The organism is Streptomyces sp. NPDC047017, from assembly GCF_040644175.1.
GTDB lineage: Bacteria > Actinomycetota > Actinomycetes > Streptomycetales > Streptomycetaceae > Streptomyces.
Map to the genome: position 1 here is coordinate 67,871 of NZ_JBEYVW010000019.1, position 19,529 is coordinate 87,399.

The following is a 19,529-nucleotide window of genomic DNA, read 5'->3' on the forward strand; positions in this document are numbered from 1 at the left end:
AACCGACCCCGCCGCACACACCGGTCCCGATGACGCCTTCGCGCGAGGACGGGACGATGGCCATCGAAGGCTCCCTGGTGAATCCAGAAGTCCTCCAGTCGCTGTACGGGCACGTCCCGGCACTCGACCGCGTCAGGGTCCGGTCGATCAACTTGAACCGGTGCGGCCCGACAGTCACGCTCCGCGTGGACCTTCCGTCGTTCCCTGACTTGGCACCACCGGAGTGGCTCGACGCGGGGACAGACACGGTGCAGTGTCAATTCCAGTTCCTGGCCGCGACGGACATCACCCTCACCGCCTGGTCCCCGCCGGCCCTGGCCGGCCTCCGCATGCGATCCCTGGGGAGGGAGCGCCGGATGCGGGTGAGCGTCCACGGCCGCGGAATCGACTGCGGCTTCGAGTGCGGTGAATGCGTGACGGCCGGTCATGTGAGCGCTTTCAAGGCCGGTGCGAACGGGTCCGACAGCGGTGAGCACTTCTTCGTGGGAAAGGTCGACGCTCGACTGCACACCTCGCTGCCCGCGACCGACGAGAAGACCTTTTATGAGCGCTGACCTGATACAGGCTCTTACGGCTGCCGGCTTCTTGGAGGAGCTGCGGGCGTTGTACGGCGACAGCCCACCGCCGTTCGAACGCTGCGATCTGTTCTACCTGCACATCGATGAACGCGGAGACTCGGTGACGCTGGGCTTCGAAACCCGTACGCTCCCAACTCACCGGCCGGAAAAATGGACCGGGAAAGGTTTCAACGCCTTCGAGTTCTTTGTCGTGTTCTCCGGCGTGCAGGGGCTGCGGATCACAGGCTGGGGGCCATCCGAATCCCGCGCAGCCGACCTGACCGTCCACGGCGGCAACCTCTTCGAAGTGTGCCTGGGATCTGATGAATCGGGAGTGACTTTCCGAGCTTCCGCAGTACGCCTCGGCAGGACACACGCGTACCTGGCCTCCGGCATACCCTAGGACGTAGAAGAGGTGCCGAGTTCGCGTGTGACTCTGGATGAGATCGAATGGTATGGACAAGACGTGGGACAGCTGGATCCAGGTCACGTCGGCAAGGTCGTCCTGACAGGTCAGGCCGCCGCGCTTCTGGCGGCTCGCAGCGTGCTGATCTCCGTCTGAGCGGCGCACCGGCGACGAAGATGCTTCCACCGGCGTGAAGGTCCGCCTGCCGGAAGCAGCGGAACCTCACCCCACCTCGTTCTTGGCCACCGACTCCCCGTGGACCACCACGCTGCCGCCGTAGAAGACGCCGGTGAAGACGGGTGAGTAGGTCAGTTGGACCTCCACCTGGACCTGGGCCGCGTCGGCTGTCACGCAGTGGGTCGCGGCGATGTCCTGGCCGGTCATGCCCATCTGGCGGGCGAAGCTCTTCACCCGGGCGTCGCACTCCTCGTACTTGATGGGGGCGGGCCCGCCCTGGTCGTCGTAGAGGGCTTCCTTGTCTATGTCCTGGGCGGCGTAGCGGGCGGCCTGTTCGGCGATGTCCGCGGCGCGTTCCCGTTTGGAGATGGACAGGCCGCCGTCGATGACGAAGGCGGCCAGGGAGAGGAAGACCAGCGCGAAGATGATGACCGCGCCGGCGCCCGAACCGCGGTCGTCCAGGCGGGTGCGGCGCCCCTGCCACCAGGCGTGCGCGGCGTCGTGCCTCACACGGTCCTCCGGAACGGGTCCAGCGGGGAGCTGAAGCTCGCCGACAGCCGGGTGGGGATGTCCAGGCCGAGCATCGCCAGGCCCCTGACCTGGCAGCTGACCTCGACCGTGAACAGCGTGTCCGGCTCGAAGCCCGCGCTGGTCTGCACGACGGACACCGGACCCGAGCAGACGTCCGACAGATCGGCCTCCGCCGCCGCGCGCGCCTCGGCGATCGCCGTGCCGTGGTCCTTCTGGATGGAACCCGCGCGGGCCGCGTCCCGGGCCGCGCCGCCGATCGCGCCCCGGCCGTCGACGAGCTGGCCGAACGCCACCAGCACGAGGATGAAGAGGATCATCACAGGGGCCAGGATCACCACCTCGACGGTGGACAAGCCGCCATCGCCGTATACATAGCCATCGCCGTCGTCGTCGGCGCCGAGGCTCAGACGCAGGCGTCGGTGGAGCTTGCGGAGCGCGGTGTGCATCTAGTTCCCGCCCTCCTTCACGAACCGTTCGACCGGGCCCGACGACTGCGCGTGCACGGTCAGGTCCAGGCCCGGGAACACCGTCGGGATGCGCGCCGAGATCTCCACGCCCACCGTGTTCCGCTCCGGCTGGAGCATCTTCACGTCCGGGGAGAGGACCAGTTGCGGGCCCAGCTGGCGGATGTAGGAGTCCACGGCGTCCTGCGCCTCGCCGCGCCACGCGCCGGGCTGTTCGTCGGCCGTCGCGCGCGCCTTGCGGGCGCCCGCCTGCGCCGCCGCCTGGGCGACGTGGTCGGCGAAGAAGTACAGGCCGAACTGGATCGTGGCGAAGATCATGAAGAACAGGACGGGAGTGAGCAGCACGAACTCGATCGCCGTCATCCCGGAGTCACCGCCGGCGGCCACCGCCGCCCGTGCGGCCCGCGCTCTTCGGCGCACCGCGCGGCGTATCCCGCGGCACACCGGTCGGCACACCGGTCGCCGCACCTCTCGGCGCACCCGTCGGCCCACGTCCGCGGGCATCCCCGCCACCCCCGTCACCCCGTCATCCCCGTCGCACCTTCGTCGTACGTCTCGTCGTACGTGTTCTCGATGTACGTGTTCTCGATGTACGTGTTCTCGATGTACGTGTTCTCGATGTACGTGTTCTCGATGTACGTGTTCGTACGTCCCTGTACGCCGCGCTCAGCAGGTCTTGCTCGCGCTCGCGCCCTTGATGCAGTCACCGACCTTGTGGGCGCCGTCGCTCAGCGCGGAGTTGATGATCGCGGCGACCACGCCGACGATCGCCACGACCACCGCGGAGATGATCACCCACTCGACCGCGGAGGCGCCGCGGTCCAGTTCGCCGGAGCGGGCGCGCTGGACGCGGCCGCGCAGGAAGGTGATCAGGAAGTCCATGGCCGGGACACCGGTCCGGAAGTCTCGTGCCTTCATGACAGTTTTCCTCTCGACTTGCTCTGTGTGCAAGGCAGTTGGCATGCGGGATGGTGCGTACGACTTCGGCGGTGGCTCACACCTGGAACACCCGCATCGCCGCCGGGAAGATCAGGAACACCAGGAAGCCCGCGCACAGCAGCAGCTGCGCCACGAGCATCGACTGCGACTTCTCGCCCGCGCTGCCCTCGATCTCGGCCATCTCGCGGTGCCGCATGGTCTCGGCGCGGGAGGCGAGCGACTCGCGCACCTTCGCGCCGTCGTCCGCGACCAGCGCCAGCGAGGCGGAGAGGTCCTTCAGCTCCTCCACGCCCAGCTCCTCACCGAGCTGGCCGAGCGCCTGCCACTGGCTGACGCCGGTGATCCGGGCGTCGGCGAGCGCGTTGCGGATGCGCTGGTTGGCCCAGCCGTCGGAGACCTCGGCCGCCGCCATCAGCGCCTCGGGCAGACCGCGTCCGCCGGCCAGGCTCATCGACACCAGGTCCAGATAGGCCCCGATGACCCGGCGCAGGTCGCGCCGCTTGTCGGCGGCGTCCCGGCGGATCTCCAGGTCGGGCAGGAAGAAGAACAGCGCGGCGCAGGCCAGGGCCATCCACACCGGGATGACCGGACTGCGGCCGAAGCCGAGCGTGTAGACGACCGCGAACAGCAGCGGGCCGAAGAACAGGCCGGCCACGGCCAGCAGCGCCTTCGTCGCCAGGAACCGTTCCCAGCTCCGTTCGAGGACCGCCAGGTCGGCGCGCAGGGAGCGCAGCTCCCAGCCCTGGTGCAGATAGAACTCGGCGACCCGGGCGCCGACCCTCGCGCGCAGCGTGCCCAGCCGGCCACTCGTCTCCTGCGTCCGGTGCGCGTTCTCGTACGCCGCTCCGCGCGCCCGCATCGCGTCGATCCGCGCGACCTGCGCGACGGCGCTGCGCCGGGACGGCATGAGGGCCCGTACGAGGGCGTAGATCCCGAGGCCGGCCACCGCGCCGACCAGGACGGGCATGGTCAGGTTCATCGGCGTGCCCTGCCTTCCTCCGCGGGCGTGGACGTACTCGCAGGCGCCGACGTACCGGCGTGCGCGGAGGCACCCGCGTGCCCCGGCGCACCGGCCTGCCCGGGCGCCCCCGTCTGCGCGGGCGTGCGGGGGCGGACGAGGCGTACCTCCGACGCGTCGCGCACCAGGAAGCGTTCGGGCGTCTCGATGGTGGACAGCTTGCGCAGCCACCAGAAGCCGAGCGCGAACAGGGCGCAGACGACGGCCAGGACGAGCTGGCCGACCGCGGTGCCGTACGGCGAGACGAAGTCGCGGTTGAAGACGGCGAGGCCGAGGACGAACGCGATGGAGACCGCGACGACGATCTGCACCGAGCGGCGCGTCGAGGCGCGCTGGGCCATCACGCGCTGGCGCATGTCGACCTCCTCACGGGCCGACTTGGCCAGGGCGCCCAGCACCTGGCGCAGACCGGGGCCGCGCAGCCGGGCGTTGAGGATGAGGGCGGCGACGATGATGTCCGCGGACGCGTCGTCGATCTCGTCGGCGAGCACCTGCAGCGCGTCCGGCAGCGGGGTGCGGGCGCGCAACCGGTCGACCAGGGCGTCCAGGTGCGGGCGCAGCACCGGGGCGGCGGCGCGGGCGGAGGCGGGGATGGCCTGTTCCAGGCCGACCGCGCCCGCGATCGTGTCGCGCAGTGACTCCGTCCAGGAGGCCAGGGCCTCCACGCGGCGCATGGCGGACCGCTCCTCCGCGGCGCCGCCGAACAGGCGGTCCCAGAAGAAGACGAGGACGCCGGCGGCGATGCCGGCCACCGCCCAGCGGGTGAGCAGGAGGACGGCGAGGCCGATGATGACGGCCAGCGAGCCGCGCTGCCCGGCGAAGCGCAGCAGCTCGTTCGCCCGCTCGGCCGCCTTCTGCTTCTCGTGCTGGGGCTTGGCGGGCAGGCCGCGGACGGCGATGGCGAGCAGCGCGAGTCCGCCGCCCGCCGCGACGCCGCTGCCGATCGAGTACAGGACGGTGGTGGAGAACAGCCCGTCCATGGAGCCGAGTGAACTCAGCGAACCGAAGGCCATGGGGTGCGTGGTCGTGGGGTACGCGCTCATCCCGCTCACCCCCAGGTTCCGTGGGGCTGGTAGCCGTGGGCCATGAGGTCCTCCAGGCAGGCTATGGGGGCGTGCGGCACGACCCGGCCGTCGGGCGCCTCGGCGAAGACCTCGCTGGACAGCACCCGCCCGTCGACGCCGTTGACCTCGCGGATCGAGGTGACCACGCGCTGGAGGCGTCCGCCGGACTGGAAGTTGTTGCGCCGCTGGATGAAGACGACGAAGTTCACCGCGCCCGCGATCAGCATCTGGCTGGCCTCGATGGGCAGCCGCTCGGACGCCTGGAGCGCGTAGGTGGAGATGCGGTTGAAGACCTCGCTGGAGCTGTTGGCGTGGATCGTGGACAGCGAGCCGTCGTTGCCCTGCGACATCGCGTTCAGCATGGTCACGATCTCGTCGCCGAGCACCTCGCCGACGATCACGCGGGACGGGTTCATGCGCAGCGAGCGCCGCACCAGCTCGGCCATGGGGATGGAGCCCTGGCCCTCGGAGTTGGGCAGCCGTTCCTCGAACGCGACCACGTTGGGGTGGAGGTCGGGGAAGGTGTCCAGGCCCAGTTCCAGCGCGCGTTCGACGGTGATGAGGCGTTCGTGCGGCGGGATCTCGTTGGCCAGGGCGCGCAGCAGGGTCGTCTTGCCCGCGTTGGTGGCGCCCGCGATCATGATGTTCTTGCGGGCGCGGACCGCGCAGGCCAGGAAGTGCCCCAGCTCCGGGGCGAGCGTGCCGTTGCCGACGAGGTCGGAGATGAACACCTTGCCCATCCGGGCCCGGCGGATGGACAGCGCGGGCCGGCGGGCCACGTCCATGACCGCCGACAGGCGCGAACCGTCCGGCAGCCGCAGGTCGAGCTGCGGATTCGCGGAGTCGAAGGGGCGGGAGGACAGGCCGGAGTACGCGCCGAGCACCTGGATCAGCTCGATCAGTTCCTCGTCGGTCTCGGCGACCGGCTCGCCCTTGGCCTCGCGTCCGTCGGCGTACCCGACGAACACCTGGTCGCAGCCGTTGATGTCGATGTTCTCGACCTGCGGGTCGTCAAGGAGCGGCTGGAGCCGGCCGACGCCGAAGAGCGCCGCGTGCACGGCGGCGGCGTACTGCTCCTCGGTCTCGGCGTCCAGCGGCGTACGGCCCGCGTTGATCTCGGCGCGGGCGTACTCCTCCAGGATCTGGGCGATGACCGCGCGGGCGTACTGCCGTTCGTCCTCACCGGACATCGGCGTGACGCCGTTGACCTGGTCGAGCCGGCGCTGCTCGGCGATCCGGTCACCGGCGTCCTGCCGGAACCGCTTGACCAGCTGGTGGTCGACAGTGGTCACCGCCCGGCTCCCGGGTTACCGCTGCCGTTGCCGCTACCGCTCATCGGGGTGTGCGGGGGGTATGGGCCCTGCTGGGGCTGGGGCTGGGGCTGTGAGTGGGGCTGGGGCTGTGAGTGGGGTTGGGGCTGGGGCTGGGCGTACTGGCCCTGGTGGGGGTACTGGTCCTGGTGGGGGTACTGGTCCTGCTGGGGCTGCTGAGGCTGGGGGTGCTGCTGTCCCTGGTAGCCGTGCTGCTGGCGGTCGGTCCGGCGGAGGCTCTGCCGCGGCTGACCGGTGGCAGCGGCGGTGGCAGTGGCGGCGGCCGCAGCCGGTACGGTCCAGGAGGCGCCGTACTGCTGGTGCAGATCCCCCGCGACCTTGCGGGCCGACCGGATCAGCAGCGACTTGTCCAGGCGCCCGCGCTTGCGGCCGGCCAGCTGCTCGGCGCCGGCCGGGTCGTCGGCGATCGTCCCGACCACGCGGGCACCCGTCTGGGCGTGCACCAGCATGTCGTTGACCTGCCCGGAGACCTTGCCTGCGCTGCTCGGGTCGGCGACCAGGACGACCCCGATCAGCGGGGTGGCCAGGCCGGCGGCACCGCGCGGCCCGCCGTGCAGCTTGGTGGAGAGTACGGCGGCACGGTCGCGGACCCGGGCGATGGACTCGGGCTCGGTGCGCGCGACGAGGAGCACGAGCGCGGCGTGCGGGAACAGCTCGGCCGCCGGGGTGTCGCCGCTGATGCGGCCGCAGTCGGCGATGACGTCGGCGGCGGAGTCCGGGGAGTCCCCGAGGGAGGCGAAGGCGCGCCCGAGTGTGGGCCACAGCCCGGTGAGCCCGGCGGCCTGCTCGGCGCTGCCGAGCCCGACGAGCACGTCCAGCCCCCCGCTCAGCGGCTGCACATGGTCCCAGAGCTGGTCGGGGACGAGGCCGCGGCGGGCGGTCGCGGCGATGGAGAGCATGCCGACGTTCGGGTTGAGCGGTCCGCCGTGCGCGGCGGCGCTGCGGTAGACGAGGTCGCCGCCGGCCGGGTCGGTCTCGGCGAGCAGCACGCGCCGCGGCCAGACCGCGGCCAGGGCGACGGCCGCGGTGGTGACGCCGGGGGAACCCTTGTCGGCGGCCAGTGCGATGAGGGCCATGGGTGTCCCGCCGCTCTCAGTTGCCGGGAACGACGACGACGGCGGCGTCACCCGAGGACGCGGCCTGGGCGACGGCGGCGGCGTCGGACTGGTTGACCAGCAGGGTGAGCGAGAGGGTGCCGGTGCTCACGGTGGCGTCGCTGTCGTCCCTCTTGTAACTGACCCGCGCGTTGTCGACGATGAGGTTGCCGCCGGCGGAGGAGCCGCCGTTCTTGCCGGAGCCCGAGGAGCTGGCGGAACTGGACGAGCCGCTGGAGGTGTTGTTGCCGACGCGGTACACGGCGACGATGTCGCCCGTCTTGATGTCCGACGGGTACTGGCCCTCCTTGAGGGCCACACCGACGGTCGCCTTGCCGGCGGCGAGGGTGCTCTTGCCGGCGAACATCTGCCCCACCACGACCGTTCCCTGGTAGATCGTGGACTTGGCCTTGAGGCTCTCCAGCGCGCTCAGCTGCGACCACTTGATGTAGTCGGTGCCGGGGTCGGCGGCCACCATCACGGACGTCACGTCGTTCCTGGTGACGGACTGGCCGGCCTGGACGTCCTTGGTCACCTTGATGACCTCGACCCGGTCGCCGGCCTGCAGCACCAGCATGGTGGCGCCCAGCGCGCCCACGAGGATGAGCAGCACGGCCAGGGCCGCCAGCGCGGGTTTGCGCTCGCGAGGTGCCGTGGGAAGCCGGTCACCGCCCGGCGACTGAACCGGAGCCGCGGAACGCCCCGCGCCCGCCCCCGTACGCTCCTGGATCTTCACGCAACCGCTCCCCGTACACCCAGAAAGTGTTCTACCGAATTCTCTGCAAGTCAGGACACTCCACCCCGGACCACGTATGTGGAATGCACCGGACGTACCGCCCGACCTGGGCGATTAGCCGCCGCTTGGGTGAGTGTCAAGCCATCGCACCGTATCAGCCACACATAAGCCCCTCAAGGCGCCTCCGGCCCCACGCGCACCGCCGCGCGGGCCATTGCCAACCAGCAACGACACGCCCCTGCCGAGCAGTCGGGAAGCGGACGGAAACGCTCCCGCACCTGTGCGACAGCGAATCCGCCGGCACCTCGACAAGTCACGCAACCCGGGACAGCCCGCCCCCTACCGACCCCGGTCGGCCACGAAGTACCCACGAGGCCTGCACGATTCACTCACGGTGGCGGCGGCACCCAGGGCGCCGGGGCGGTGCGAGCCCTATCGCCGGGAGTACGTGCCGACGCCGACGGACCGCCGCCGCTGCCCGGCGCAGAAGAGGGCCGACCCCGCCACCAGGAAGAGCCCCGCCGTGACGCCCAGACCCACGGTGTCAACGCCCCGCTCCCCGGGCTCCGCCTCGATCCACGGGTCCAGCGCGCCGAGCGGGTCCTCGAAGAGGACGACGCGCTCACCGGCAGCGAACTGACCTTGGCAGTTGGACTGTTCGGACACCTCGCGCACGGCGCCCGACGCCTCCACGACCCGGCAGACGGACAGCTTCGCGCTCTTCTTCACCCCTTGGCGCTCCCCGGTCCCGGTGATGACGGCAGGCACCCGCTCGCCGGCCTGCTGGGCGTACGTCGCGTAGAAGGCGGGCCCGGCGAAGAACGGCAGCGCCAGCACCGCGAACGAGGCGAACGTCGCCGCCCACGCCCGGTGCCAGACGCCTCCCGCGACGACGGCGGTCGTGGCGGCCACCGCCAGCCCGAGGACGACCCCCACCCACATCCCGTACGGATACTGCGCGACCACACCGGCGAGAACCCCCGCCACCGGCAGCCCGACAGCCCACACCAGACTGCTCCCGGTGGGCCGCCGCGCCCGCTCGCCCCCACCACCCGCCCCGGCCTCCCGCGCGACCGACGTCACTTCATGCATCCCCATACGGCATTGCCCCCGCGCACTGACCGACACCGACCGGCCGACGACGTGCGCATACCGACCGGCCTCTTACCGGCGGCCCACCTTAGCGGCGCCCCGTACTACGCGAGTGGCCCGTGCGGCGGGCCGCTCGTCGAGGCATCCGCTCGGCCCGGGCCCAAAGGACGCTCGCATATGGTTACCGCTCATGTGGCCAGGAGAACAGCCGCCAGGGGGCGGGCAGAACCCTCAGCAGCCGGGGACCGGACAGCAGCCGAACCCCTACCAGCAGCCCGGATACCACCAACCGAACCCCTATCAGCAGTCCCAGCCGTGGAACGCGCCGAACGCGCCGACGCAGCCGTCCGGTTCGTCGATGCCGCCGCCCCCTCCCGGCGGCGGCCGCGACCGCGTGAGACTCATCGCCCTGGTGGCGGCAGCAGCCGTCGTGGTCGCCGCGGGCGTGACCGGGTACGTCGTGCTCGGCGGCGGCAAGGACGACAGGGTGGACCCCTCCCCCACCCAGTCACCGACGCCGCCGGCACCCAGCCCGGCCGATCCCCGCGGGGGCGGCGGCGACACCGCCACGGTCAAGGGCTGGAAGGTCGTCGCCAACCCGAGCGCGGGCATCAAGTTCGACGTTCCGCCGCAGTGGGCGCTCAAGTCCACGAGCTGGGTCACCTACGTGTCCGAGAACGACGACCCGGACGACAAGCCCCTGATCGCGATCCGCGCCCCCGCCTTCTTGCAGGAGCAGTGGTGCTCCTCGGACGACGACAAGGACGGCACGCCGGAGTACACGGCGCTGGCCGCGGCCGGCTCCCGCCGGGACAACGGCGCCAAGAGCACCGAGGCGATAGCCGGCGCCGACCCGAGGACATGGGTGTACGGCCAGTACACCCAGCCCGACACGGCCAAGGTGAAGGCCGGCACCGTCGAGCCGTTCACCACGGCCTCCGGCATCAAGGGCAGCCTGGGCAGCGCCTGGTCCGTGGGGGTGGCCAAAACCAAGAAGTGCACCACGAACGGCAAGGCCTGGACGTTCGCCTTCAAGACCCCCCAGGGAGACCTGGCCTCCTGGTCCTTCTTCGCCGCGAAGGGAGTCCCCGGCGAGGTACCGGACGCGACCGTACGGCAGATCGCGGCGACGGTACGGGTCTACCGGGCTCCGGCGACATGACGGCAGAACCGGCGGGGCGGGCAAAGGACGGACACCGTGACCTGAAATGGCGAAAGGTGGCGGAAGCCGGAGCCCGGCTTGGCGTGACCGAGGCCCCCACCGATACCGTCGGTCCGCCTTCCCCCACCACCAGCGAGAGAGCCCTCACCACATGAGTGACCTTCACCTGGAAGACACGATCTTCGCTGATCTGAAGAGAACGTTCTCCACGATCAGCGAACGCATGGAGACGACCCGCCGCACCCTGCGCGGCACGGACGCCTCGGCCGTCGGTGAAGGCGGCCTCATCGATGACGTGCACGACTTCGCCGACGACTGGGCCTACGGCATCAAGCAGCTCGGCAAGCACACGCACGGCGCCGTCAAGATGATCGACACGATCAGCAAGTCCTTCGACAAGCTCGACCTCGATCTCGTCGAGTCACTGAAGGCTCCCAAGAAGAAAGGCAAGTGACGTGAGTGGTGGGCGGCCGTCCTTCCCGCACATCGGCTGGGACCCCACACCGGGCGACGTGGAGGACACCCGCCAACTCGCCAAGAACCTCGGCGGACTGGCGGGCGAGCTGGGCACGTCCCTGCGGGAACTGGAACGCATCGAGTGCGGCGCCTGGAAAGGCAAGACCGCGGTCGCTTTCGCCCAGTACATCAGCAAGGACGTCACCCCGCTGGTCCGCAAGAGCCACGACTCCTTCGACAAGGCAGCTCGCGCTCTGCATCACTGGGCGGAACAGCTCAAGGGCTTCCAGGAGGAAGCGGTCCGGCTGGAGAAGGAGGCCGGGGAGAAACTCGATGCCGAGACCCAGGCCAAGAACAAGGCCGGCAGCGAGGGCAGCGACGAACTGGGCAAGGCCTCCAGCGCGGTGGACGGCGTCATCGGCAAGGTCCACGACCTCGAAGACCGGTACAAGAAGGCCGCCGGTCACATCAGCAAGGAACTCGACAAGGCCGGCGACCTCGCACCCGACGAGCCCGGATTCTGGGACAAGCTGGGCCACGGAATCGTGAACGCGTGGAACGAGACCGGGGACTGGATCAAGGATCACGCGGACCTGATCAAAGAGATCGGTGACATCCTCAGCGACGTCACCGCGATTCTCGGCGTACTGGCCATCATCACCCTTCCTTTCGAACCGCTCGGCGCGATCTTCGGCGCTGCGGCCGTACTGACCAGCGGGCTGGCGCTACTGTCGCACTCGGTGGCGATGGCTGGCGGGGCGGACGTCAGCTGGTTGACGATGGGGACGGATGCGATGGGGTTGCTTCCGGGGTTCGGGCTTTTCAGTAAGGGTGCGAAGGTCGCGAGCAGGGCAGCTGCGACAGCCCGGATCGCGGAATTCGGCGGGGGTTTCGCCGCCTCCGAAATTGAGAAGTCTTTTGTGCTCATCGCCACGGGCGACATGGCCAAATCCGTGGAGGGCGGCCTGGGCATGCTGGGACGCCGAGTCGTGCTTGGTGGCACGGGCGAACGCCTCGGGCTACTGTCGCACGCAAGCGGGGTGAAGGGGCGGCTCGCTGGCCTCGCCGAGGCGGGTTACCACCAAGGCCAATGGCTCGGTACCAAAGGGTTGGCGGCCGCCAAGGAAAAGTGGACCGTCGACCCGTTGAGTAAGCTCGGAAGGGGGATCGACGTGACCGGAAAAATCCTTCCCAAGGGAATCAGTATCGCGTTGCACGGCGGGCACCTCATTGATCCCGGAGACCGTCTGCACCAATCCGCGACCGCACACTGAGGCTTGCACCCATGACGATCTGGCAACCGGACCCGGACGAGACGCTCGTAGCCCGCTGTGGGGTGAGTTTTGCGACCGGCGCTGCCACTCCTGTCTCGGGCATGCGCTGGTTCCGCGACACCGAGCGCCGCGACATCCAGAACCAACTGCCCGACTGGCCGGACGGCCCCCACTTCACCGTACGCACCAAGGGAGAACGGCGACTGCGGCAGGGGGGCAAGTTCGGAGCAGGGCTGCTTGCTGTGGCAGTGCTCGGCGTTCTCGAATCACTGGCTGGCTCCGGAAGCACCGGGAACGTCGCGAGACTGAAGGATCCGGAGGAGCCTGAGAATGAAGTCCAGGACTTCCCTGTCGTGTGGGCGGCACCCGGAACACTCGCTCGCACCCTGCCGTGGCAACTCGATCCCGGACGCCGCCCGAAGGAATACCACACCCACTTGGTAGCGACAGACAGACGAATCCTCCTTCTGGGTTTGCTGGAGGAAAGTGACACCCCTGAGGACGAAGTGCTTTGGGAGACGCAGCGCAGCAATGTGGCCACCACGCAGAGGATGAAGTTCAGTCGATACCAGACAGACTTCAAACTGGTCTTCTCAGACGGGTCCTGGTGTCGGCTCGCCGGATGGAACACGAACTGCCGGGATGATGTCACTCGGGCACTCACCCCTCCTCTGACACTGGTGACAACCGGGGGCTTGACTCCAGGGCAACAAGAGGCCATCACCAAATTCCTCGCACGCCAGGAGACGCCTGGCAAGCTTCTGATCACCCGTCGACCCAGCGGAAACCTCTTGGCCGAGTACCTGAAGACCACCAGAGTTGCCGCCTCCTACGGAATCGGCGGCGACTTCCTCCTCATGGGCCCCCACGACGAAAACTTCACCTACACACCAGGCGACATCTGACCCCCGATGGAAACCGAAAACCCGTGACCACACCACTCCTGACAGTCCACCCCGAGATCCCACCCCTCTCTTTCCACATCCCCGACGGCTTCTTCTCGCTCCCCCTGGCAGAGACGGCGGAAGAGCGCGCGTCGCTCTCCGATTCGTTCGTGCGTGAGCTGTACTCGCGCGGTGACGATTCCTTGTGGTCCCCCGCAGCCCCCTACTACGCGGCCCTGGCCGAGCAGCTGGCCTCGACCGGTCTCTCGTACTCGGCCATCGGTCTCTTCTCCACCGATGAGGGCGGTGTAGCCCAATGCGCCTTCACGGTGGCCGCCGTGGAGACGGACCAGACCAGCCCCGACATAGCCGCGAACGGCATCCTCGCCGTCCTGAGCAGTGATCCGCGCCGAGACGCGCGTTGGATGGACCTGCCCTGCGGGCCGGCCGTCTCCTGCGTGACACTGCGCGAGATCACGCTCTCTCCGGAGATCACGGCCGACGGCAGCGAGAAGGAGCTGCTCACAGGGCAGATCCAGGTGCATGTGCCTTTTCCGAACGCCCCCTATACCGCCGTATTCACCCTTGACACCGCGTCCACCGAATACTGGGGCGAGTTCTGCGACACGATCACGGCGATCTTGCGGACAGTCTCCTTCGACGTCACCGAGACGGCACAGCCGTCCGAACCGGCATGAACGTCATGAACCTATAGGTCAGCGAGGTAAGGCACATGGCGATCTGGACTCCGGAACCGGGCGAAGTGCTGCTCGCCCGTGACTCCATCGTCTTCGCCACCGGGACCGCGCCCAAGGTGTCCGGTATGCGCTGGTTCCGTGATCCGCGGCGGAACGACATCCACCAAGAGCTGCCCGGTTGGCCCGCAGGCCCCTGCTTCGCGCTCGGTGCTGAGCCAGGAAAGACGCCAGGCGGCAACGCCGCCGCTCTGGGGCTGCGCGCCCTGTACGTTGCGATCGGCGGGGCCCTTGAGGCACTCGGTGGAACGGGCGGCTTTCTGCCGGGCCGCAGTGCCGGTCCCGGGCGTCCGCAGGAACCGGAGAACGAAGTCGAGGACTTCCCCGTCATGTGGGCGGAGCCGGATTCCGTCGCCCGGACCCTCCCCTGGCAGCTCGACCCCGCCCGCTGCCCCGAGAGCTGTCGCACCCACCTCATCGTCACTGATCGCCGTCTGGTCGTCGTCGGATTCACCGGCGACGACCTCTCACGGGACGAAGTTCTCTGGGAGATCGATCGCTCCGAGGTCAGTGGCGCCGAGACCATGCGTTGCAGCGCCGTGGGGGGCGATATCAGGATCCACTTCGCTGACGGCTCGTGGTGCAGACTTGCTCCACCGAGCAGTCGTGTTCACTGGTCGATCACTCGTCATTTGGCCGGGTGCGCCGAGTTGGTCAGCTCCAGTGACCTCACCTCACGCCAGAGCCGCTACGTCGATTCCTATGTCTCGTCCCTTGGCGAACGGAACACGTCGGTCGAACCGGTCATCACTCGCCGTCGCAGCGGCAATTTCCTCATCGAAGTGACGACGACCATCCCGGTCAAACCGGACCACGGCCTGCTGAAGTCGTACGCGTTCATGAGCAAGGCGGGCCGGCGCGGTGGGTTCAATCCCGCAGACCTCTGACGTCGACGGCTCTGCGCTCACGTGAGATCTCTTGGCCTGCCGCTCAGTCGAACGGCACCTCCTCGACCACGTTCTCCTTGAAGCGCCAGGAACCCCGGTTGCCCGCCGCCTCCGCTCGCAGGCCCGTTTCCCAGGCGATGCGGGCCGCCTGTTGCTGGGAGAGGTCGGGGTAGTCCTCGGGGTGCAGCTTGATGTAGCCGCGTCGGTCCGCCGGATGGGCTCGCAGGGCCTCGCGCAGTCGTTGCTCCTGCTCCGCTCGGGTCGAGTGGTTGCGGGTGACCGCCTTGTACGCCTTACGCAGGGTGGCGCCGGCCGCCGGCTCGTTCTCGCCGCGCCGCATCACGGCGGCCGACCCCCGCCATGCCATCCAGGCGACAGCGGCGAGGGCGCAGAGGGCGAACGCGGCCGAGCCGATCATCTCGCCGGTGGCGTTGGCCTGGGCCGGGGTCCGGGGGCGCAGTACGCCCTTCGGGTCCTCGATCACCGTGAGGGTCTGGCCGATGTCGTACGAGTCCGACGAGGTCTTCAGTGGGGGGCCCGGCACCTTCGAGCCGTCCGGGCGCCGCAGCTCGTAGTTGTAGTCGCGGGCCTTGCGGCCCTCCGCCGGGTCTCGCCATTGCCGGACGACCTCGGCCGAGACCTGCTCGCCCCTGCGCTGCAGCGTGAGCACGTCGCGGGCCATGCCGGCGACGTACACCGACATCAGTGAGGTCGCCAGGACGAACAGCATCGCGTACGTGCTGGATTCTCTCGCTCCCAGCTTGCGGAGCAGCAGGATCAGGATGCCGGCGTGCACGATCCAGAGCGGTATCAGGAGGGCGGGTCCCGTCCTGTCCGCCAGGGCGAACATGCCCGCGATCGCGGCGAGCACGTAGCAGCCGGTTCCCACCGCCCAGAGGGAGGGGTGACGTGCCCGCCCGGCTTGCGCCGGGGTGAGGGTCCGGCCGCTCATGTTCGCCCCTCCGCTCCTCCGGCGGCCGGGGCGTGAGGACCCGGCTCCTCTTCGCTCCGCGGCTCGTCGGCCGAGATCGACCTCATGATGCCGCTGAGCAGGTCAAGGTACTCGGACCAGTGTGCGACGTCTTCCGTGGTGAAGACGAACAGCACGGACCCGGGGCCCTTCTCCAGCGGCACGCAGAGCTGCAACTGCCTTACTGTCGTGGGGATCGGAGTGTCCAGGCCGAAGAAAGCACCCGGTATCCGCACGTTCTGGTCGTCGATGCAGAGGGCCGCCATGCCGTAGGGGAGCATGACGAGGCCGACCTCGGCTTCGGGGTGCATGGCGCGCCATTGCGCGGCCGTGCGTCTGGCCGAGCCCGGCCGGTCCTGCCGCCCCGGGCCACGCTCCGGTCGCTCGACGAGCACGCACAGCGTTCCCTGGGACAGTTCGTCATCGGGCATGCGGACGAAACAGCTCGACACGTGTTCGGCGCCGGCCGCGATCATCGTCTGGAGGACGTATTCGCCCGATACGACGAGTCCGAATCGCTGTTCCGGGGTCGCGTCGGCGAACATCAGCTCCGTGGCCTCCGCCATCCGGAGCATGCGTGCCTCCGATGGCTCGCCCAGGTCGAACGCGGTGAAGCCCGCAGGGAGCTCGAACCAGAAGTCGGGGACCTCGGGGATCGCGGTGGTGGTACGGCCGGCCGTCGCCTCCGGGTGAATGCCGCTGGACGCCATCAGTCCGTCAGCTCCCAGGCGCCCAGGCCGATGGCGCTGCCGATGGCCACGAGGCCGCCGAACTTGCCGCCTCCGGTTCCCGTGGCGATGTTGGCCGCACCGGTGCCCCAAGTAGCCGCGTCGTACCTTCCCTTGCTCGTTTCGTAGGCGTTGAGTGCCGTCGGAGCCGTCCAGCCGAGCGCCGCGGCTGCCTGGACCCCCTCCGTCGCGGTCAGGGCCGCGCCGCGTGACACGCCCATCTTGGTCGCGAGGGCCATCACCGGTTTGTCGATGACCGCGGCGACAGGGTCTGCCGCCTTCATGGCGGTCTTCGCGGTCACGCCGGCGGTCTTGATCCCGATCCTGGTCCCCGCGACGAGGCCCTCTGCTCCGCGGGCCGCCTTGACACCGGCGGTGACCCCGGACTTCGCGGCACCGACGCCGGGCACCATGCCGAGGGCGTCGCCTCCCAGGGTGAGCCAGTTGCCGATCCGTTCACCGGTGGGCGGGAAGAGGCCGGACACGCCGTAGGAGGCGGCATGCGCGAAGAACGCCACAGCGCTCAGCCCGATCGCCAGCGGAGCGAGGGCGGGGCAGAAGATGGCGATGACGCCGACCACCGAAGCCGCGACGGTGATCCAGTCGGCGTGGCTCTTGAGCCAGTCGCCGACGTCGGACAGGAGCTCTCCCACCTGATCCGGCAGGTCGGCCAGGGCCTTGCCGAGGTCTTCCAGGGCGTGACCGAGCCTGTCCCACATACCGGGCTCGTTCGGTGCGATGTCCATCGCTGATTTCAGGCGCCCGGCGATCTTTTCGCCGTACTCCTGGTAGTCCTTGCCCATTTCGTGGCCCTGCCGGCGAAGCTCTTCCAGCTCGTGCTGCTTCGCGTTCACGGCCCGGTTGGCTTCCTGGAGCCTGTCCTTGCGGTCCTTGGATTCCCCGGCTTCACCGGATTCCTTGGAATCCTTGGATTTCTTGTCACCTTGGCCTCGGCCAGAATTCTTGAGCTTTTCGGCTTTTTCGTGCGCACTGCCCAGTTGCTCGCTCAGGTGAGCCGCCTGAACTTCCAGACGCGCGGCAGCCTTTTGCTTGCGTTCCATGTAGGACGCCCAGTCCTTGAGGGGGCCGGCGGCGTCGGAGAACGAATCCCGGGCGTCGTCCATGCGGGGCCGGAAGTCATTGTCGAACTTCTTCCGGAATGCCTCGGCCGCCTCGCCCTTCCAGTCGCCGGCGCCTGTTCCGTGGAGCACCTGGCAGATCTCGTCGAGCGCCTTCGCCGTCTCGTGGACCGTCTTCGCCACATCGTCGGCCACCACGTGGTCACCAGGACAGGGGACGAAACCCAGCGCCGGGAAGTCCTCCAGCCGTGCCTCGGCCATGCCTACTTCCCCCCGTTTCCGCCCCGGCCGGCCTTGCCCTTGCCCTGGCCGGCCTGTGCCAGCTCATGGTCCAGTTCCTCGAAGGCGTGCTTCATGTCGAGCAGGGCCTTCGACGCCTTCTCGGAGAACTTCGTGAGCTGCTTGATCCCGTACGACCACTCGTCGCCGAAATCGTCCATGCGCTTCGCCAGTTCGGGAACTCCCATGGAGTCGCCGCTCACCTGGGCCATGTCCCGGCCCGGCTTCCTCATCAAGTGGGCTATATGGTCGAGATTGTTTCTCACTCGATTCAGCACGGCATGATCGATCGACAAGTCACTCATATTTCCCCCATTGTCAACATGAGACCCTGCTTCCGAACCGCGCAGGCGACCGGCAAGGAAGGTGAAACGGTGTGTCCAGAAGCACCGACCGCACCACGAGGAACCGCCTCGGCGTGGCCCCGGACGCCGGAGCATGGTGCACGATCGGCAAGATCCCCGAGCCGCCCGCGCAGGTGCACGAGGCGGCCGGGGCCGGGCGGCTGCGGCCGGCGCCGCTCAGGCCGCTCGGTGTCCTGGGCGCCGTGCTCGTCGCGCCGCTGATGCCCATCGCGATGCTGTTCAGCCTTCTCGCCTCGGGCGAGGAGGCCCTCAAGCGTCTGCTGTCCTCGGCGCAGGACCGCGAGCGCGCCCGTGCCGCGGACCTCGACGCCGAACAGCGCGGCCGGGCCGTCGTCGAGCACGGCCTGGACAAGACCTTCGACGGCGACTGGACCGGGGCGGCCGGTCAGTTCCTGCTGCGCTGGTACGGCCATTCCTCGCACCACCAGAGGTTCGTCCTGCTGTCCCAGGGCCGCGTCCTGCTGGCAGCGCCCCCCAGGCGGGTGAGTGTCCGCAGGGAGGACCGCATGCGCGTCGTGGCCGAACTCGCCGCCACCGAGGCGGTGGTGGAGGACCCCCTGAACGGCGTCCACGAGAGCGACAAGCTCCGCATCCGTTTCTCGGACGGCTCCTGGCTGACCCTCACCACGGAGGAGTGGCGCAGCGATCTCCACCAGTACCTGACGCGCCACGCCCCGTCCGGCGAGGCCGGCGAAGCCGGAGCATGAGTCCCGGGGGCGCGGTGGGCGGTGGCGGCCACCCCCACCGCGCCCGGGCGCCGGAGCCGGCTCAGCCCTTGGCGCCCTGCGCCAGGTGGTGGTCCAGGTCCTCGTACGCCTGCTTCGCCTTCTTCAGGAAGTCGGACAGGCCGTGCAGGCCCTGGATCGTCTTCGTCGCGCCCTTGGTGAAGTCCTTGATCGAGCTCTCGTAGGCACCCGAGGCCTTCTGCGTGGTGAAGCCGTGCTCCACCAGCTGCTCGACGCCCTTCTCGATGCTCTTCAGCTGCGCTTCCATGTCGTGCATGGCCTTGAGGAGGTCAGTGGCCTTCTTCTCCATCTCGGAGTAAGTGAGGTCTGCGTCCTTACCGCCCTTGCCCATGGGGGCTCCTCCCGTTGTGTTGCCGTAGGGCCGTCCCCCGCGGCTCGCGTCGTACGGCCGCTCCGGTCGTGTACCGGTCGTCCGCACGCGCAAAGATCTTACGGGTGGGGCTGTGGGAATGACAGGGACGTCGGGCGTCGGGCCCGTGAAGGGCCGCACATCCCGTTGCGCGGGAGGAAACGCGGGCGGTTAAGGTCACTTCGA

The 19,529-nt window shown here is 69.1% G+C and carries 26 protein-coding genes; 10 read left to right on the forward strand and 16 right to left on the reverse strand.

Going from position 1 to position 19,529, the window contains the following annotated elements:
- Positions 1-56 precede the first annotated feature (56 nt).
- From ABZ858_RS28235 to ABZ858_RS28245, 3 genes are read left to right on the forward strand one after another with little or no spacing between them, the layout of a single operon-like run.
- Entirely contained in the window at positions 57-554 is a 498-nt protein-coding gene (locus ABZ858_RS28235) for an Imm50 family immunity protein (RefSeq protein WP_361384457.1), read from the forward strand.
- Entirely contained in the window at positions 544-960 is a 417-nt protein-coding gene (locus tag ABZ858_RS28240) for an Imm50 family immunity protein (protein ID WP_361384460.1), read from the forward strand. The genes ABZ858_RS28235 and ABZ858_RS28240 overlap by 11 nt, the downstream gene beginning before the upstream one ends.
- Before the next feature lie 27 nt (positions 961-987).
- Positions 988-1,119, forward strand: coding sequence for a hypothetical protein (locus tag ABZ858_RS28245; RefSeq protein ID WP_361384463.1), 132 nt, complete (start codon positions 988-990; stop codon positions 1,117-1,119).
- 66 nt (positions 1,120-1,185) lie between these two features.
- Here ABZ858_RS28245 and ABZ858_RS28250 read toward each other — a convergent pair whose 3' ends face one another.
- From ABZ858_RS28250 to ABZ858_RS28300, 11 genes are all read right to left on the reverse strand, one after another.
- Positions 1,186-1,650: a pilus assembly protein TadG-related protein gene (locus tag ABZ858_RS28250; RefSeq protein WP_361384466.1), complete on the reverse strand. Its 465-nt coding sequence runs from the start codon at positions 1,648-1,650 to the stop codon at positions 1,186-1,188.
- Positions 1,647-2,117, reverse strand: coding sequence for a TadE/TadG family type IV pilus assembly protein (locus tag ABZ858_RS28255; protein WP_361384468.1), 471 nt, complete (start codon positions 2,115-2,117; stop codon positions 1,647-1,649). The genes ABZ858_RS28250 and ABZ858_RS28255 overlap by 4 nt, the downstream gene beginning before the upstream one ends.
- Complete coding sequence (locus ABZ858_RS28260; protein WP_361384471.1) at positions 2,118-2,639, reverse strand: TadE family protein; 522 nt, start codon at positions 2,637-2,639, stop codon at positions 2,118-2,120.
- 14 nt (positions 2,640-2,653) lie between these two features.
- A complete protein-coding gene (locus ABZ858_RS28265; protein ID WP_361384474.1) occupies positions 2,654-2,842 on the reverse strand; it encodes a hypothetical protein in 189 nt (62 codons plus the stop codon).
- On the reverse strand, positions 2,802-3,053 hold the full coding sequence (locus ABZ858_RS28270) for a hypothetical protein (protein ID WP_361384477.1): 252 nt from the start codon (positions 3,051-3,053) through the stop codon (positions 2,802-2,804). The genes ABZ858_RS28265 and ABZ858_RS28270 overlap by 41 nt, the downstream gene beginning before the upstream one ends.
- 76 nt (positions 3,054-3,129) lie before the next feature.
- The gene (locus ABZ858_RS28275) at positions 3,130-4,053 is read right to left on the reverse strand and encodes a type II secretion system F family protein (protein WP_361384481.1); all 924 of its coding nucleotides are present in this window, start codon (positions 4,051-4,053) and stop codon (positions 3,130-3,132) included.
- On the reverse strand, positions 4,050-5,072 hold the full coding sequence (locus ABZ858_RS28280; protein ID WP_361384796.1) for a type II secretion system F family protein: 1,023 nt from the start codon (positions 5,070-5,072) through the stop codon (positions 4,050-4,052). Before ABZ858_RS28280 ends, ABZ858_RS28275 begins: the two co-directional genes overlap by 4 nt.
- 68 nt (positions 5,073-5,140) lie before the next feature.
- A complete protein-coding gene (locus ABZ858_RS28285; protein WP_361384484.1) occupies positions 5,141-6,448 on the reverse strand; it encodes an ATPase, T2SS/T4P/T4SS family in 1,308 nt (435 codons plus the stop codon).
- Positions 6,445-7,563, reverse strand: a complete 1,119-nt coding sequence (locus ABZ858_RS28290; RefSeq protein ID WP_361384486.1) for a hypothetical protein — start codon at positions 7,561-7,563, stop codon at positions 6,445-6,447. Before ABZ858_RS28290 ends, ABZ858_RS28285 begins: the two co-directional genes overlap by 4 nt.
- 16 nt (positions 7,564-7,579) lie before the next feature.
- Positions 7,580-8,317, reverse strand: a complete 738-nt coding sequence (locus tag ABZ858_RS28295; RefSeq protein ID WP_361384489.1) for a hypothetical protein — start codon at positions 8,315-8,317, stop codon at positions 7,580-7,582.
- A gap of 432 nt (positions 8,318-8,749) precedes the next feature.
- Positions 8,750-9,409 (reverse strand): hypothetical protein, encoded by a 660-nt coding sequence (locus ABZ858_RS28300; protein WP_361384492.1) that lies wholly within the window; start codon positions 9,407-9,409, stop codon positions 8,750-8,752.
- Between the two features lie 394 nt (positions 9,410-9,803).
- Between ABZ858_RS28300 and ABZ858_RS28305 the strand changes: the two genes are divergently transcribed.
- The 6 genes from ABZ858_RS28305 to ABZ858_RS28330 all read left to right on the forward strand — a co-directional run bounded on the left by ABZ858_RS28305 (position 9,804) and on the right by ABZ858_RS28330 (position 14,827).
- Complete coding sequence (locus tag ABZ858_RS28305) at positions 9,804-10,571, forward strand: hypothetical protein (RefSeq protein ID WP_361384495.1); 768 nt, start codon at positions 9,804-9,806, stop codon at positions 10,569-10,571.
- Between the two features lie 151 nt (positions 10,572-10,722).
- Complete coding sequence (locus tag ABZ858_RS28310; RefSeq protein WP_361384498.1) at positions 10,723-11,025, forward strand: hypothetical protein; 303 nt, start codon at positions 10,723-10,725, stop codon at positions 11,023-11,025.
- 58 nt (positions 11,026-11,083) lie between these two features.
- A complete protein-coding gene (locus ABZ858_RS28315; protein ID WP_361384501.1) occupies positions 11,084-12,301 on the forward strand; it encodes an enoyl-CoA hydratase/isomerase family protein in 1,218 nt (405 codons plus the stop codon).
- A gap of 11 nt (positions 12,302-12,312) precedes the next feature.
- Positions 12,313-13,206 carry a hypothetical protein gene (locus tag ABZ858_RS28320; protein ID WP_361384504.1) on the forward strand — a complete coding sequence of 298 codons (894 nt, stop codon included), beginning with the start codon at positions 12,313-12,315 and terminating at the stop codon, positions 13,204-13,206.
- 23 nt (positions 13,207-13,229) lie between these two features.
- Positions 13,230-13,883: a hypothetical protein gene (locus ABZ858_RS28325; protein WP_361384507.1), complete on the forward strand. Its 654-nt coding sequence runs from the start codon at positions 13,230-13,232 to the stop codon at positions 13,881-13,883.
- Positions 13,884-13,918: 35 nt separating this feature from the next.
- Positions 13,919-14,827: a hypothetical protein gene (locus tag ABZ858_RS28330; RefSeq protein WP_361384510.1), complete on the forward strand. Its 909-nt coding sequence runs from the start codon at positions 13,919-13,921 to the stop codon at positions 14,825-14,827.
- A gap of 43 nt (positions 14,828-14,870) precedes the next feature.
- On the opposite strand, the gene ABZ858_RS28335 is transcribed toward ABZ858_RS28330, so the two are convergent.
- Genes ABZ858_RS28335 through ABZ858_RS28350 form a run of 4 tightly spaced genes read right to left on the reverse strand, consistent with a single transcriptional unit; the run spans position 14,871 to position 18,116 of the window.
- Positions 14,871-15,779 (reverse strand): hypothetical protein, encoded by a 909-nt coding sequence (locus ABZ858_RS28335; RefSeq protein WP_361384513.1) that lies wholly within the window; start codon positions 15,777-15,779, stop codon positions 14,871-14,873.
- Positions 15,776-16,507 carry a hypothetical protein gene (locus ABZ858_RS28340; protein WP_361384516.1) on the reverse strand — a complete coding sequence of 244 codons (732 nt, stop codon included), beginning with the start codon at positions 16,505-16,507 and terminating at the stop codon, positions 15,776-15,778. Before ABZ858_RS28340 ends, ABZ858_RS28335 begins: the two co-directional genes overlap by 4 nt.
- Positions 16,507-17,865 carry a putative T7SS-secreted protein gene (locus ABZ858_RS28345; protein WP_361384519.1) on the reverse strand — a complete coding sequence of 453 codons (1,359 nt, stop codon included), beginning with the start codon at positions 17,863-17,865 and terminating at the stop codon, positions 16,507-16,509. The genes ABZ858_RS28340 and ABZ858_RS28345 overlap by 1 nt, the downstream gene beginning before the upstream one ends.
- A 2-nt stretch (positions 17,866-17,867) precedes the next feature.
- Positions 17,868-18,116, reverse strand: a complete 249-nt coding sequence (locus ABZ858_RS28350; protein ID WP_361384522.1) for a hypothetical protein — start codon at positions 18,114-18,116, stop codon at positions 17,868-17,870.
- Between the two features lie 143 nt (positions 18,117-18,259).
- Here ABZ858_RS28350 and ABZ858_RS28355 point away from each other — a divergent pair, with 143 nt between their 5' ends.
- Positions 18,260-18,955, forward strand: a complete 696-nt coding sequence (locus tag ABZ858_RS28355; RefSeq protein ID WP_361384525.1) for a hypothetical protein — start codon at positions 18,260-18,262, stop codon at positions 18,953-18,955.
- A 61-nt stretch (positions 18,956-19,016) separates the two neighbouring features.
- On the opposite strand, the gene ABZ858_RS28360 is transcribed toward ABZ858_RS28355, so the two are convergent.
- Positions 19,017-19,325: a WXG100 family type VII secretion target gene (locus ABZ858_RS28360; RefSeq protein ID WP_361384528.1), complete on the reverse strand. Its 309-nt coding sequence runs from the start codon at positions 19,323-19,325 to the stop codon at positions 19,017-19,019.
- Positions 19,326-19,529: the final 204 nt, after the last annotated feature.

What these genes read in the sequence shown, in the direction of transcription:
- ABZ858_RS28235 (WP_361384457.1), top strand. Translation starts at nt 57, where the DNA reads ATGGCCATCGAAGGCTCCCTGGTGAATCCAGAAGTCCTCCAGTCGCTG.
- ABZ858_RS28240 (WP_361384460.1), top strand. Translation starts at nt 544, where the DNA reads ATGAGCGCTGACCTGATACAGGCTCTTACGGCTGCCGGCTTCTTGGAG.
- ABZ858_RS28255 (WP_361384468.1), bottom strand. Translation starts at nt 2,117, where the DNA reads ATGCACACCGCGCTCCGCAAGCTCCACCGACGCCTGCGTCTGAGCCTC.
- ABZ858_RS28260 (WP_361384471.1), bottom strand. Translation starts at nt 2,639, where the DNA reads ATGCCCGCGGACGTGGGCCGACGGGTGCGCCGAGAGGTGCGGCGACCG.
- ABZ858_RS28270 (WP_361384477.1), bottom strand. Translation starts at nt 3,053, where the DNA reads ATGAAGGCACGAGACTTCCGGACCGGTGTCCCGGCCATGGACTTCCTG.
- ABZ858_RS28275 (WP_361384481.1), bottom strand. Translation starts at nt 4,053, where the DNA reads ATGAACCTGACCATGCCCGTCCTGGTCGGCGCGGTGGCCGGCCTCGGG.
- ABZ858_RS28280 (WP_361384796.1), bottom strand. Translation starts at nt 5,072, where the DNA reads ATGGACGGGCTGTTCTCCACCACCGTCCTGTACTCGATCGGCAGCGGC.
- ABZ858_RS28290 (WP_361384486.1), bottom strand. Translation starts at nt 7,563, where the DNA reads ATGGCCCTCATCGCACTGGCCGCCGACAAGGGTTCCCCCGGCGTCACC.
- ABZ858_RS28300 (WP_361384492.1), bottom strand. Translation starts at nt 9,409, where the DNA reads ATGCATGAAGTGACGTCGGTCGCGCGGGAGGCCGGGGCGGGTGGTGGG.
- ABZ858_RS28310 (WP_361384498.1), top strand. Translation starts at nt 10,723, where the DNA reads ATGAGTGACCTTCACCTGGAAGACACGATCTTCGCTGATCTGAAGAGA.
- ABZ858_RS28320 (WP_361384504.1), top strand. Translation starts at nt 12,313, where the DNA reads ATGACGATCTGGCAACCGGACCCGGACGAGACGCTCGTAGCCCGCTGT.
- ABZ858_RS28330 (WP_361384510.1), top strand. Translation starts at nt 13,919, where the DNA reads ATGGCGATCTGGACTCCGGAACCGGGCGAAGTGCTGCTCGCCCGTGAC.
- ABZ858_RS28335 (WP_361384513.1), bottom strand. Translation starts at nt 15,779, where the DNA reads ATGAGCGGCCGGACCCTCACCCCGGCGCAAGCCGGGCGGGCACGTCAC.
- ABZ858_RS28340 (WP_361384516.1), bottom strand. Translation starts at nt 16,507, where the DNA reads ATGGCGTCCAGCGGCATTCACCCGGAGGCGACGGCCGGCCGTACCACC.
- ABZ858_RS28345 (WP_361384519.1), bottom strand. Translation starts at nt 17,865, where the DNA reads ATGGCCGAGGCACGGCTGGAGGACTTCCCGGCGCTGGGTTTCGTCCCC.
- ABZ858_RS28350 (WP_361384522.1), bottom strand. Translation starts at nt 18,116, where the DNA reads ATGAGGAAGCCGGGCCGGGACATGGCCCAGGTGAGCGGCGACTCCATG.
- ABZ858_RS28360 (WP_361384528.1), bottom strand. Translation starts at nt 19,325, where the DNA reads ATGGGCAAGGGCGGTAAGGACGCAGACCTCACTTACTCCGAGATGGAG.